General features: G+C 38.5%; 14 protein-coding genes and 1 pseudogene. 6 read left to right on the forward strand and 9 right to left on the reverse strand.

The genetic code is table 11. From position 1 onward, the window contains the following. Window positions 1-3: 3 nt before the first annotated feature. Entirely contained in the window at window positions 4-765 is a 762-nt protein-coding gene (locus tag HS960_RS15045) for a helix-turn-helix domain-containing protein (RefSeq protein ID WP_228280031.1), read from the reverse strand. Window positions 766-1,241: 476 nt separating this feature from the next. On the opposite strand from HS960_RS15045, the gene HS960_RS15050 reads away from it, so the two are divergent. The 3 genes from HS960_RS15050 to nudK all read left to right on the forward strand — a co-directional run bounded on the left by HS960_RS15050 (window position 1,242) and on the right by nudK (window position 4,397). After that, the gene (locus HS960_RS15050) at window positions 1,242-2,471 is read left to right on the forward strand and encodes a hypothetical protein (protein WP_159729754.1); all 1,230 of its coding nucleotides are present in this window, start codon (window positions 1,242-1,244) and stop codon (window positions 2,469-2,471) included. A gap of 31 nt (window positions 2,472-2,502) precedes the next feature. Beyond that, complete coding sequence (locus tag HS960_RS15055) at window positions 2,503-3,342, forward strand: helix-turn-helix domain-containing protein (protein ID WP_159729756.1); 840 nt, start codon at window positions 2,503-2,505, stop codon at window positions 3,340-3,342. Window positions 3,343-3,815: 473 nt separating this feature from the next. Then, on the forward strand, window positions 3,816-4,397 hold the full coding sequence (gene nudK, locus HS960_RS15060) for a GDP-mannose pyrophosphatase NudK (protein WP_159729758.1): 582 nt from the start codon (window positions 3,816-3,818) through the stop codon (window positions 4,395-4,397). A 23-nt stretch (window positions 4,398-4,420) separates the two neighbouring features. Here the strand turns inward: nudK and HS960_RS15065 are convergent, their stop codons facing one another. The 7 genes and pseudogenes from HS960_RS15065 to HS960_RS15095 form a co-directional block, all read right to left on the reverse strand. Next, window positions 4,421-4,849: a hypothetical protein gene (locus tag HS960_RS15065; RefSeq protein ID WP_159729760.1), complete on the reverse strand. Its 429-nt coding sequence runs from the start codon at window positions 4,847-4,849 to the stop codon at window positions 4,421-4,423. Between the two features lie 136 nt (window positions 4,850-4,985). Beyond that, the gene (locus tag HS960_RS15070) at window positions 4,986-5,246 is read right to left on the reverse strand and encodes an Ada metal-binding domain-containing protein (RefSeq protein ID WP_159729762.1); all 261 of its coding nucleotides are present in this window, start codon (window positions 5,244-5,246) and stop codon (window positions 4,986-4,988) included. A 10-nt stretch (window positions 5,247-5,256) separates the two neighbouring features. Further along, a pseudogene (locus HS960_RS15075) lies at window positions 5,257-5,970 on the reverse strand (2OG-Fe(II) oxygenase). Window positions 5,971-6,082: 112 nt separating this feature from the next. Then, window positions 6,083-6,514 (reverse strand): MarR family winged helix-turn-helix transcriptional regulator, encoded by a 432-nt coding sequence (locus tag HS960_RS15080; RefSeq protein WP_159729766.1) that lies wholly within the window; start codon window positions 6,512-6,514, stop codon window positions 6,083-6,085. 46 nt (window positions 6,515-6,560) lie between these two features. Then, window positions 6,561-7,196, reverse strand: coding sequence for a nitroreductase family protein (locus tag HS960_RS15085; protein ID WP_182329891.1), 636 nt, complete (start codon window positions 7,194-7,196; stop codon window positions 6,561-6,563). A 12-nt stretch (window positions 7,197-7,208) separates the two neighbouring features. After that, the gene (locus tag HS960_RS15090; RefSeq protein ID WP_145327696.1) at window positions 7,209-7,577 is read right to left on the reverse strand and encodes a DUF1304 domain-containing protein; all 369 of its coding nucleotides are present in this window, start codon (window positions 7,575-7,577) and stop codon (window positions 7,209-7,211) included. Between the two features lie 3 nt (window positions 7,578-7,580). Beyond that, window positions 7,581-8,006 (reverse strand): organic hydroperoxide resistance protein, encoded by a 426-nt coding sequence (locus HS960_RS15095; RefSeq protein ID WP_182329893.1) that lies wholly within the window; start codon window positions 8,004-8,006, stop codon window positions 7,581-7,583. A gap of 166 nt (window positions 8,007-8,172) precedes the next feature. On the opposite strand from HS960_RS15095, the gene HS960_RS15100 reads away from it, so the two are divergent. The 3 genes from HS960_RS15100 to HS960_RS15110 all read left to right on the forward strand — a co-directional run bounded on the left by HS960_RS15100 (window position 8,173) and on the right by HS960_RS15110 (window position 10,872). Beyond that, window positions 8,173-9,087, forward strand: coding sequence for a helix-turn-helix domain-containing protein (locus HS960_RS15100; RefSeq protein WP_182329895.1), 915 nt, complete (start codon window positions 8,173-8,175; stop codon window positions 9,085-9,087). A gap of 93 nt (window positions 9,088-9,180) precedes the next feature. Then, complete coding sequence (locus HS960_RS15105; protein ID WP_159729776.1) at window positions 9,181-9,942, forward strand: SDR family NAD(P)-dependent oxidoreductase; 762 nt, start codon at window positions 9,181-9,183, stop codon at window positions 9,940-9,942. Window positions 9,943-10,134: 192 nt separating this feature from the next. Continuing rightward, window positions 10,135-10,872, forward strand: a complete 738-nt coding sequence (locus tag HS960_RS15110; protein ID WP_159729778.1) for a metallophosphoesterase family protein — start codon at window positions 10,135-10,137, stop codon at window positions 10,870-10,872. Between the two features lie 140 nt (window positions 10,873-11,012). Here HS960_RS15110 and HS960_RS15115 read toward each other — a convergent pair whose 3' ends face one another. Next, window positions 11,013-13,169 (reverse strand): IPT/TIG domain-containing protein, encoded by a 2,157-nt coding sequence (locus HS960_RS15115; protein ID WP_182329897.1) that lies wholly within the window; start codon window positions 13,167-13,169, stop codon window positions 11,013-11,015. Window positions 13,170-13,196: the final 27 nt, after the last annotated feature.

Genomic DNA, 13,196 nt, shown 5'->3' on the forward strand with positions numbered 1-13,196 from the left:
AAACTATTGAGATGTAAGCGATGATAATAGTATAAATCGGTCGTTTTTATTTTTTAACAGCTCTTTGGGAACTACTCCCGAAAATTTCTTAATCTCTTTAATAAAATGAGTCTGATCGAAAAAATGTTCCTCTGGAAAAAGTTTCCCTTTTGCAATGTGATTCAATGAGGACCTAAAACGTAAAATATTACAGTACGACTTTAAAGAAAGTCCAAATTGCTGATTAAAATAACGATTGATTTGCCTGCTGTTCCAAAAAATCTGTTCGGAGAGTTCGGCAACTGAAATCGCTCCCTTACGCTGATAGATCAGTTCAAATAACTTACGCTTTCGCTCATCAATCATAGAAGGAAGAAGTGACTTAATAATTTGTACAGATTTAACAACAAATAACTCAAAATCAACTAAATCCAATTCACAAAAACCCCAAAAATCAGTCGAAAGAAACTTACCCGTATTGATGATACCGGCAATACTTTCTTTTAAAATATACTCCGCCCCAAGCAATTTAAAGCTGATACAAAATAGTTGTCCGTCAATAGGAATAGTCGCTTCTTCATGGGGCATTGTTCCTAGACCAAGTAAAACGATCCGAAAGTTATCTACAGAAGATTTGAAAAGAAACAAATCAACACGTCCATCTGGCAAACCGATGGTTTCCTTTATAACGCCAGATTCATTACGCAAACACCAAAAGCTATCCACAAAACTTGCGATCGCTTCATCAGGTTTAACTATTGTATATTGTAGGCCATCTTCCATCATCAATTGTCCTTATCATTCGTATTTTGAGTATGCTAATTGATAAAACAACATAAAATTAACGATTAAATCTTAAGTTTACTTATTGTCTAAAACCTGAACAATAAGGTCTTGACTTCATCACCAACGAACTTATTTCCCCGACTAAGCCACAAGATGATGAAACAATGAATAACTTGCGCTACGCAACCGTTCTTTCGTACTGAAAACGATTGGCTGTTAAAGTCAATGAAATTACACGTTCAAATCTTTCCCAATTGATGGATTAAACAAGGGGTACAAGGACGGATTCCACATCATAAATACAAGTCAAAAAGACATTTATAAATCAGAAAACCAAATATTTACGACATATAAAATATTTTTTAAAATCGATTTTGAGAAATAAAAAAAATAGATCATTTTTGCTATCATTTAGCTAAGATTAACAGGGAAAGTAAGACCGTAAGGTACTATCATTTATTTTTTATTGATTCTATATGTCATTTAAGAGAATTGCCTATTTCTTTTTGGGATTTTTGTTATTTATTGGTTGTAAAAGAGATATTCATCCAGGAATTGTACCACCTGATCCCGAAGTCATTGAAAAAGATAAATTACCCATTCCTACAGGTTTCACAAGTGATCTAGGTTCAATAAAAATTAATACAATTGCCAATGCAAACCAACCCGGCGAAGAATTCCCAGGCTGGATACGCGATATCTCTGGCAATAGTGCGAGTTATTGCCACCCAGATGTTGAATATTTCCCTGCCGGTTTCAAAGGATACAAATATTGGATGGTATTTACGCCATATTTTGGCATAATCGGGTCAGACCGTACCGCCTCACTCTATGAAAATCCGACTGTGGTAGTTTCTAATGATGGAAAAGAATGGATTACTCCGGTAGGATTAATAAATCCTATTCAACGACGTCCGGCACTAGAAGATTCTTTCATCCAAAAGGACGGCAGCCCTAATCAAGGTTATTGGTCCGATGTAGACTGGAATTTCAACGGTGAGGAATTCGAACTATATTATAGAGGTTGCTTTTTCTCAAGCAAAATTTTAAAAAAATGGGGCGCCAAAAGCGCAAACAACAATAAAAAATTAAATGAAGAAGCTGAACGTGTTATTGTAAGACAAACATCAAAAAATGGGATTGACTGGACACCGCTGGAACTCGTGTATAATAGTAATGAACCTACATCTTTCCAAGATAACCATATCCTTTCACCAACATTTGTGAGAAATTCGAAAAACCTAACGACGAGTTACGAAGTGGATTTCATGCCAAGCTACAAAGCACCAATTATGACCAATATCCTATCGCGTATTTCTACAAATGGCTTAGATTTCACCGCTTATCGCGACAGTAAGAAAGTTGAATTTATGAATAAACCTTGGCTAGAATTCAGCAAGGGATATTCGACTTGGCATCTGCAAGGCTCCTATATTGATGGATACTATTTTCTATGTCTGGCAATTGGAAACGTCGATCGATTTACCTCAGATATGAATTATCTAGCCTATTCAAAGGATGGTCTACACTTTCGCGTCTTCGAAAAACCTTTAGCTGCGGCCAATGTATACCGCTCTTCTGTATTCCCAAAGACCTCTTCCTCAAAAAGCATTGAATTTGGTGCTGTAATTGGTTATAAGTCTGGAGCCTTTGGCTATCGTGAATTCACCATCAACAAACAGGTACTGGAAGATGGTTTAAAATAAAACACCTATATTTAGGTTCAAAATCATTTCGATGGAGTTATTTCCGACAATAGATATTCAAGAATTTAGAAAAGACCAGCTTGCAGGTAATCAAGGATATTTATACTCAGAATTACGTGGTGAACATCATATAGCGCGTCCACATCAACATCACTTTTTTTTATTGGTTCTTTTTGACCAAGCAGAAGGTGTCCATACGATTGATTTTAAAGATTATCACATTGATCGTCATCAAATCCATATCCTGTTTCCAAAACAAGTTCATAGCTGGAAATTAGGGGCCAATACAACTGGTTTCCAATTGATGGTTGATAGAGAATACTTCGAGAAATTTTCACCCAATTTCCGTTTTTCATTCGCTTACTATCAACGTAATCCTGTTATCTCACTCTCCAACGAAACATTTGCTCTACTTTATTATGAATTTAATGCGATAAGAAAAGAACTTGAGGACCACAATTGCGTTCCTGCTATTATCTATTCTCGCACAGCTGTGATCGCATCGATACTAAGCAAAGAGGTACAAAAGGTAGTCCAAAATGAACAAAATAATGAATCCAATCCACGTCTCTTAAAGTTACAGGAGTTAATTGATATCCATTTTCGGCATGAGAAGTCGGTATCTTTCTATGCGAAAGAACTTAATATATCCACCCCGCACCTTACTAAAATCTGCCGTCAAAAGCTCGAAGTATCTCCAAGCCAGCTCATTCAGCAACGAACTATCTTGGAAGCAAAACGATTGTTAAAAGCAACCGATCTATCTATCAAAGAAATTTCGTTCAAACTTGGTTTCGTCGACTCTCCTTACTTCTCCAATTTCTTCAAACAACATACAGGTCTGAATCCAAAGCAATTTAGAACGGACTGAGGTTCGCCAATACCTAGCATAAACTAAATTTTGCTCCAATACTTCTTCGTTAAAAATAAACAGCAAGTCCATTTGCGAAACAAAAACTTGTTATTTTTACATAAAAGCACCATTATCAATGATTTCTGAGCTTATTAACCTTGTAATGGACACAACTCTTTTCATCTTTGGCCAAGGCTCCAGTAACGAACGGCCAGAGAAAGAAAAAATAATTTCAAATTTGTGCCTCTCTTTGACGCTAGTTACTGCTTTGGTTGTTACGCTACTTCGCCACAGTCGGATTGCACCAATTGATTTCTTTTGGATTATACCTGTTAGTTTATCAATGGGTTTTATCCTACTTTTTATCCCGCTTCGACTACGCTGGGTAGCACCATGGAGAATCGCGACATACATCAAAGCTTCTCTTAGTTTTTCCTGCTTAGTTTGGATTGCAATTCTTATTTTTATATTTTGACTTTAACGCGCTAAAAATGGCAATAAAAGATATTAAAATTGTAAAAACTGAAATTCTATCAGACAACTGGTACACTTTAAAAAAAGTGACTTATCAATACAGCAAACCCGATGGCACGGTACAGCAACAAAGCCGAGAAGCTTATGATCGTGGCAATGGAGCTGTCATTTTACTCTATAATACCAGTACTCAAACAGTCATATTAACAAGACAATTTCGAATACCCACCTACATCAACGGAAATGAATCAGGCATGCTTATCGAAGCTTGTGCAGGTCTACTTGATCAAGATTCTCCCCACGACTGTATACGAAGGGAAACAGAAGAAGAAACAGGCTATCAGATCAAGGAAGCAAAAAAGATATTTGAAGCATATATGTCTCCAGGTTCTGTAACTGAAATTCTACATTTTTTTATAGCAGAATACACTAATAACATGAAAGTTGGCGATGGCGGTGGTTTAGAAGAAGAGGAAGAGCATATTGAAATTCTAGAAATCAATATCGAAGAAGCACTACATATGATTGATACAGGTGAAATCAAAGATGGAAAAACCATTATGCTACTACAATATATTCGTTTAAAAAATATACTGTAGACGCCTATTTTAGATGATTAGGGCTAGTGATTAACTTTCTCAAAGATAAACTTTGGGTCTTGGAAATTGACGGTTGAAGGTATATAATGTGGAATTCCCATATACACTTGCTCCGCTCCTGTACCTAAAATATACAGAGACCCTTTTTTTAATAAAACAAAGGGTCTTCTTTTTTTCTGTCCCCAGCCAAATGGCGTATAATAATAGTCCCCAAGCAATGTGTCTTTTTGGATATTGCCGCGAATATCTCCTGAATCAACCTCACCTCCAGGTCTATAAAAGAACAATTTACCATGAAAACGGCTCTCGAAAAGATTAAGATCCAAACGGGCACTATCCCGTTCACTATGCGCTATATAACTCAATACTTTAGTATCTCGCCTCCGCTCTTCACAGCTTATCAACAGCAGAGCCGAAAAAATAAAATAAACAGCAATCGAAAATAAACGCATTTTTCTTTTGATCTACGATAATTAACCCTGCCTCAAGATAAACACAAAATTCAACAATACACAAGGAAATTGACATAAGATGCTTTTTCCAAACTCGATTTACTTAGATGCTCTATATAAGAGAACTTAATGCGACCTACACTTCACCAAATCTCCTATTTTTTTCCTTCCATTCAACATAGTTCGCTTTTAAGCAGTGCCCACAAGGACGATATTGATGCTGTAGCGCTTCTTGCTTAGTGGCAAAAAAGACCCTGTTCTCCCGCTTCATCCTTTTTCCCGAAATACAACAAAGCAATCCATAAATTTTTAATTTTTCATTGCCTCCTAAGCGAATTTCTCCCGTTCGAATCTTGGCGTGCAATGAAGCATCTGATATATTTTTATGCCATTCCATTGTGCGGGTTTTATCTCTCGGCGTCGTGAAAAATAATACCCAACGCATGGCGTTCACCTGCCGTAACTTCACTCACCCCGTGTTTCATATTAACCCTAAAATATCCGATTCGTCCTTTCTCAGGCCTAAAATTTGTCGCAAATAGCACGAGATCTCCCTTTTGGGGTTTCAAAACAATAGCCTTTGACTGCGTTCTAGGTATTTGTTGCGTTAGGACAAATTCCCCCCCTGTAAAATCTATTTCTGGCTCGTTCAACATAAACACCGCTTGCATCGGAAAATAGATTTCTCCATATAAGTCCTGATGTAGGGTATTGAAACCTCCTTGACTATATTTCAAAATCAATACTGTTGCCTGTTGTTATCCTTTCAAGCGGCAATCAGTCAAAAGGTCTTCATGTTTCATCGAAAACGACTTATCGACTTTCAGCGCGCGAAACCAAGCATTAGCAATGACGGCCAGATGGGGATAAAGTTGGGATCGAATTGTTTGAATCAACTCTGGTAGTGGGTAGTCAAAATATTTGTACTCTCCTATTCCGAATCGATATCTCTCCATAACGACAGTTTTACGGTAGAGCGTCGAATCGCTATACCCTTTTTTTAATAGATCGCATTGTAAATCTGTCAATAGATTTGGAATGACCACATAACCCTGTTTATGCATTTCTTCTGTAATTGCAGGCCAATCTAGATTTTCTATGTTTTGAATGACATTTTCCATACCACGAATCTCCACATTATAGTCCTGTCAAAAAATCCGAAATATGCTAAAATGATGTATAATAAAAGGCACGTGAACATTTATAGCTCAAGACAATCCATATCAAAAAAAACTAGCTGTTTCCAACATTATTCACGATTTTTTCTGCCAAGGCTTTAAGCTGAACCATATCCGCATAGTCGAGCTTTAAGGCTTCAAAAATCTGCATGGGAACACAGCTCGCCTTTTCCTTTAATTGCAATCCTTGTACGGTAAGCCGTACTTTCACCACGCGTTCATCTTCTTTGCTTCGTGTCCGGGTAAGCAATGCTTTCGTCTCCAAACGTTTCAACAGTGGCGTAAGCGTTCCATTATCTAGAAATAGCTTAGCCCCTAATTGATTTACTGTTTGCTCATCATTCTCCCATAAAGCCATCATGGTGATATACTGGGGATAGGTCAAGTCAATCTCTTCAAGGATAGTTCGATATTGCTGCATAATTTCTCTATGTAGCACATAGACTGAAAAGCAAAGCTGCTTATCTAATTTTAATAAATCATCCATCTTACAAAGATATTGAGTTTTTAAGGGATTGAAAAACAGTAATCAACTATTTGTACTCAACAACAAAATCTTCCTTGGGTATTCGAACCTTCTTCATTGTTGAGATCCAATCCCGGGAACTGTCTGCGACACCAACATACATTAACGAGACACTTTTTAATCCATGTTTTTCCAATTGCAATACCGTATCCACCACATGGTTATCGAAGCCTTCTGCAGGGGTAGAATCGACACGAAGTTCAGCTGCCTGAGCCAAAGCCAAACCTAAGGCTATATAAGTCTGTCTTGCCGTGTGCGCAAAATTTCTTTCTGCAGCTTCATTCAGATAAATTGACTTTAACTTCTCTGTATAGGAACCAAAACGTCCACGAGGTAGTTCTCGTTCATCCGTTGTAAAATCATAAACTTTATCAATACGTTCTTCCGTATAGCGATCCCATGCAGCGAAAACAAGCACATGTGAACATTCACGCATACAGTCTGGATTTAGTGCTCCTTTTGCCAATTCTTCTTTCAATGCCTGATTTTCAACAATCAATATTTTAAATGGCTGTAAGCCCGAGGAAGTCGGTGCAAAGCGTGCTGCCTCAACGATTTTATCTACATTTTCCTGACTAACTTTTTTTGTCGGATCGTATGCTTTCACAGCATGACGCCATTGTAAATCTTCTATTAGTGACATATAATTATTTAATTATTTTAAGAAAATCATGGATAATATTGCTAACAATGCAGGAACTCCTTGTACAAAAAATATCTTTTTGCTCGCTGTGATTCCACCAAAAACCCCAGCCACAAGGACACAGCCTAGAAAAAACAGGCGTACATTTCCACTCCAGACCGGATCATTGATAAAAAAGGACCAAGCTAAACCCGCAACTAAAAAACCATTATATAAGCCTTGATTTGCGGCAAGTCCTTTGGTGGGTTTGAAAAGCTCAGCAGGGAGAGCCTTGCCAAAACTACGTTTTCCTGCAGTTTCCCAAGCAAACATTTCCATCCATACAATGTATACATGTTCTAAGAGTACGAGCGCTGTCAGCACATTAGCCAAGTTATTCATCTATTATTCGTTAGTTGATACAGTCAATTTAACATCTATATTACCCCTTGTTGCATTTGAGTAGGGACAAACCTGATGTGCTTTTTCAATCAATTGCTGGGCGACTTCCAAACTCACTCCCGGAATATTGGCATGTAATTCTGCTGCAAGCCCAAAGCCTCCATTTTCCAATTGCCCTATGCTCACACGAGCAGTGACAGAAGTTTCTCCAGTTTTTACCTTTTCTGATCTGATCACCAAATTCAAGGCACTATCAAAGCAGGCGGCATAACCGGCAGCGAAAAGCATCTCTGGGTTAGCATAATCGTCATTTGCTCCACCAAGACCTTTAGGCATGCGAACCGCTAAATCCAATACACCATTTTCACTTGTTACCTGACCGTTTCGTCCTCCTTTGGCTGTCGCGCCGATGTTATATAACGTTTTCATATCTTAATTTGTTTTGACTGCACAAATGTATAACAAGAAATTATATTGTGCAAAATATAATTTCGCAATTTACATTAAGATGAGAATAACGAAATCCAAAAATATCACCGCAAGTATTGAATTTAATATAAAACAATTACATTTGATTATTGCAAATAGATTTTAAATGAAAACGACTTCCATAGAACAGTTTTATCAGGAGATCAATGCCGGTATTCCAAAGGAAATAGCAAGAGAAATTGGTCATTTTAATGTATTCAGCTTTGAGGAGCTTGCAGCTAAATTAAAAGACAAACCGGTCATGCCCTACAATAAGCGCACCTACTACAAAATAAGCTTAATCACAGGGAAAAACATAGCCGAATATGCCGATAAAGTAATCGAAATCGATGAATCAGCACTTGTATTTGCCACACCGAAAGTTCCTTACCATTGGATACCAAAGGACGAAGATCAAAAAGGTTATTTTTGCGTTTTCACCGATGAATTTCTGGCAAGGAATAAAAGTGGTGTGATCATAGATGATCTGCCGATCTTTCAACCTGGAGGACTTCCTATTTTTCAAATATCACCTGAGCAACGAATTGAAGTAGAAGAAATTTTTCTAAAAATGAATAAAGAGCTATCTTCAGATTACGTGTTTAAATATGATCTACTGCGAAATTATGTACTGGAAATTATCCACTATGGGCAAAAACTCCAGCCAAAGAGTATGACGAATCCAACGTCTAATGCCTCAAATAGAATCACATCTCTATTTATAGAATTGCTAGAAAGGCAATTCCCCATTGAATCCCCAATGCAACGCCTACAACTACGAACAGCTAATGATTTTGCGGAACGGCTTGCCATACATGTCAACCACCTGAATAAAACCCTAAAAGAAAATACAGGTAAAACAACAAGCCATGTCATTGCCGCTAGGATCGTACAGGAAGCTAAAATATTGCTACGACAAACCGATTGGAACATTTCTGAAATCGCATTTTCACTTGGCTTTGAAGAGATAGCCCACTTTTCAAATTTTTTCAAAAAACAGACAGGTTTGGCACCAAACAATTTCCGCTCTCAAACGTTATAATTTGAATTTTACAAATATCCATTTGCTTATTGCAAAGGAGAATCCGTCTTTTTAAAGGACCTTTGTGTTGTTGAATCTTAAAACAAATCAAAAATGACTACAAATAAAATAGCTTTGGTAACAGGCGGAAGTCGTGGCTTAGGTAGAAACATGGCAATTAATCTCGCGAAAAAAGGAATCGATGTCATCTTAACCTATAACAGTAATCGAGAAGAAGCAGATCATGTGGTTTCACATATACAGTCTTTGGGACAAAAGGCTGCCGCATTCCAATTAGACGCAGGCAATGTGCAGTCTTTTGATCTCTTCATCGAACGAGTTACACAGCATATAAAACAAGAAACAGGACAACCAAACTTCGATTTCTTAATCAATAATGCCGGAACAGCATTATACGCCCCTTTCATGGAAACTACGGAAGAGCAATTCGATACAGCTTATAATATCCATTATAAAGGAGTATTTTTTCTCACGCAGAAAGTTCTTCCCTATTTGAACGATGGTGGACGTATTATCAATATTTCTTCTGGTCTCGCACGTTTTGCATTTCCGGGATCATCTGCCTATGGCTCGATGAAAGGAGCAATCGAGGTATTGACGAGGTATCTTGCCAAAGAACTTGGTCCCCGTGGTATTGCAGCAAACGTTGTCGCTCCCGGTGCAATCGAGACAGACTTTGGCGGCGGGCATGTGCGGGATAACAAAGAAACAAATGCGCATATTGCAGCTGTTACAGCTTTAGGACGTGCTGGTGTACCTGACGATATCGGCGGTGTGGTTGCCTTCCTTTGTACCGAAGACGCAAGATGGATCAACGGACAACGTATTGAGGTATCCGGCGGGATGAATCTTTAGTAACGTACCACCTAAATAAGCACATAGCTGAGGCTATTAGCTATGTGCTTATTTTAAAGTATTTCTTCACCAATTTCAACCAATTTCTCCCCTTTTAGCATAAAAATTATAATGCTATTATCATTTTCTTCCTTAGCTCATAAATTGTACGTTGACTGATTACCCGAATGATTATGTTTGTAGTATAAGAATATGATACAAATTGCCATAATAAGTGATATTCATGCCAATTTAATTGCATTGGATGCGGTATTAACAGATATCAAAAATAGAGGATTAACACAAATCTACTGCTTAGGTGATCTTGTTGATTTCGCACCTTGGGGTAATGAAGTCATTGACAGAATACAAGAAAAAAACATTCCATGTCTACTAGGAAACCATGACCAGAGAATTGCTTTTGACGAAGCCATTATCCCTTTACCACACCATGATGTAATAGAGACTTCAAATCGGGAAATCGCCATCAACATAAGTAAAAAAGAGATATCGGCCCCTCATAAAAAGTGGTTAGCAACATTACCCTACAACATTGAACTAACCTTCAAGCTTGGAACGAGCCTCAGGAAAATACTGCTTGTGCACGCGAGCCTTCAAAGCAACGACGAGTACATCCATGAATCAACTCCAAAGCATGCTCTATCGACTCAATTAAAGCAAAGAGCAATCGATATTCTGGTGATGGGGCATACACACCATTCTTATATTCAACAGGATGGAGACGTCTTGTTTATCAATGGTGGTTCAGTCGGGCGTAGTAAAGAAAAAGACAGAAAAGCGACCTACGCAATAATAACCTTATCTCATAAAGAAATTAATGCCGAGATCGTTAAAGTAGATTACCCAATAACAGCTGTCGCAAATGCAATTTACGAGAGCAATATCCCCGATTTCTACGGAGACTTCTTACTTGCGAATAATACACTTTAATCATTGTCTATTTGCCTCAATAGTTAAAGGTGTCCTTTCAATTTTAACATAAAAATCCCCGACACATACTCCGCATTATTTTCAAAGAGAGGATCTCCTAAAAAAACAATACGATTGCATCGGGGATTTATGTACAATTGTTATTTCAGAAACAGTTTCCGAATAGCTTTATTACCAACATCCAGAAGATAGATATTACCATCTTTATCTACTACCACATCTTTTATCAGACCAAACCGTGCTGTCGATAAAGTACCATCCACATATCCATTCGTTCCCTTTATCAAAGTAGTCACTTCTCGTGTCGACATATTGACCTCCCGAATAGCATAATTGTAGTTATCGGCAACAATCAATCTGTTATTTAATCCTGCTGTGATACCGCCTATTCCGTTGAAATATGTGTTCGTTCCAATCCCATCTTGATAGCCCGCATCCGAACCTCCAACCCAACGTTCCCCACGTGCATCACCCGGTCTTACAATTTCGATCCCGTTATTGCTGCTCGTATTCTGATCCGAATAATACAAAACTCCTTGACTATCCACAAAGGGCTTAGCCATTACCCAACTAGGTCCGGGTACCTTAGTATAATTTCCAGCCACGTTGACTTTGTTTATACCCTGCGCAAAACCAGCTACTGCGACATATAAATTCCCTGACAGATCTAAACACATTGAACCCGGAGAAAATCCTTTTGCATGTATAGTGCGTTTGCCCGCAGGTGTAATTTTAAAGATCTGATTTGTTCGCTGATCGCTGACATAAATATTGTTTTGTGGGTCAACAACTATTCCTGTAGGATAGTCGAATACAGCATTGGCACCATCTACCTGCAAAATAGATACACTTCCAGTCGGGGATACCTTTTTAACTTGTTTATTCTCTGGATCTGCGACATATAAATTTCCCTGCGCATCTATCGCCATTCCAGCTAGGTTATTGCCGAATACCGTACTTCCTGGCCCCCCTACGAATGTCATTACACCTGCGCGACGGAACGGTTGCGGTGCTAAAGCATCCTGACCGCCAACGATTACCTTTACCTCGCCTGTTGCAACACCCTGTGGTGCCTCCATAACCAATTTATCCTCACTAGCACTTGTCACAGGGGTCAAAACGCCATTAAAATAAACCCTATTTTCGGCAGCATTTGTACTAAATCCAGTTCCCAATAAGGTTACACTTGTTCCCGCCAAACCATTGTCTGGACTTATAGAACGAATACCAAGCGTCTGATCCTTAAACTGTGGTCCTTCCACGGATTGATCGTTGACTACAACCCTTACCTTTCCGGATCCAGTTCCTCCAGGGATGATCAACTTAAGCTGATTTTCACTACTTGAAGAAACAGCAACTTGCTTTCCATTTATAAAAACCTGATTTTCGTCAAGTTCTTTACTAAACAATAGCCCACTTATTGTCATTTCAGCCCCTTTTGGGCCACTCAAAGGAGAAACTGCGCCAATTTCAGGCTTGCCTACAACCGTAAATTTCGGACCTGAAATTTTCTGTTCATTGATATTCACGGATAGAAGTCCTGTACTGACGCCAGCTGGAGCCACTACGACAATTTTTTCAGGACTAGACTCCAATACGACCGCGATCTTTCCATTGAAATCAACGATATTCCCCGAACTGACTTTTTCGAAGCCTTCACCCGTTAGGGTAACTTTGGTTCCCGCCCCACCTGTTAATGGTTTAATACTGCGGACGACCTGATAAGTAAAATTCTGTCCTTGCGACTTTTTACCATCCACACGAACTTCTACAGCACCGTACCCCGCATCTTCGGGAATTTCTGCAACGATTATTTTATCTGTGACACTTACAACCAAAGCTTTTTTGCCATTAACATAGACTTCTGCAGGTTTATCTGTACTACCAAACCCCTCCCCATCAATCCGTAGCTGGGTGCCTCCTGTACCATTTGTCGGAAAAATTTTTGAGACTGAAAGATCTTGATAGGTATAAGTACCAACATCAAAACTATTACTTCCATACTTCAAGACAATTCCTCCACTTTTGTCACCTTTTGGCACACGTAAAACAACCGATGTTGGAGTAGCGCTAATCACTTCTGCCGAACTCCCTGCAACTGTTGCAGAAAATTCTGTAATTGCCCCGCTGAAGCCCTGTCCTTCAATCGTAACTAGTGTGCCAGCTTTACCAGAATTAGGGTAATAACTATCCACTTTAGCCGGAATTTTATCGACCAATTCTTCCTTTTTACTGCAACCGATCGTCGCAATAGCCATCCATATAGATATGATGACTAGATTAATTGTATTTTTCATTGGAATAAATTCTTGTAACTATATATC

The sequence above is a fragment of the Sphingobacterium paramultivorum genome (assembly GCF_014109745.1).
Classification (GTDB): domain Bacteria; phylum Bacteroidota; class Bacteroidia; order Sphingobacteriales; family Sphingobacteriaceae; genus Sphingobacterium; species Sphingobacterium paramultivorum.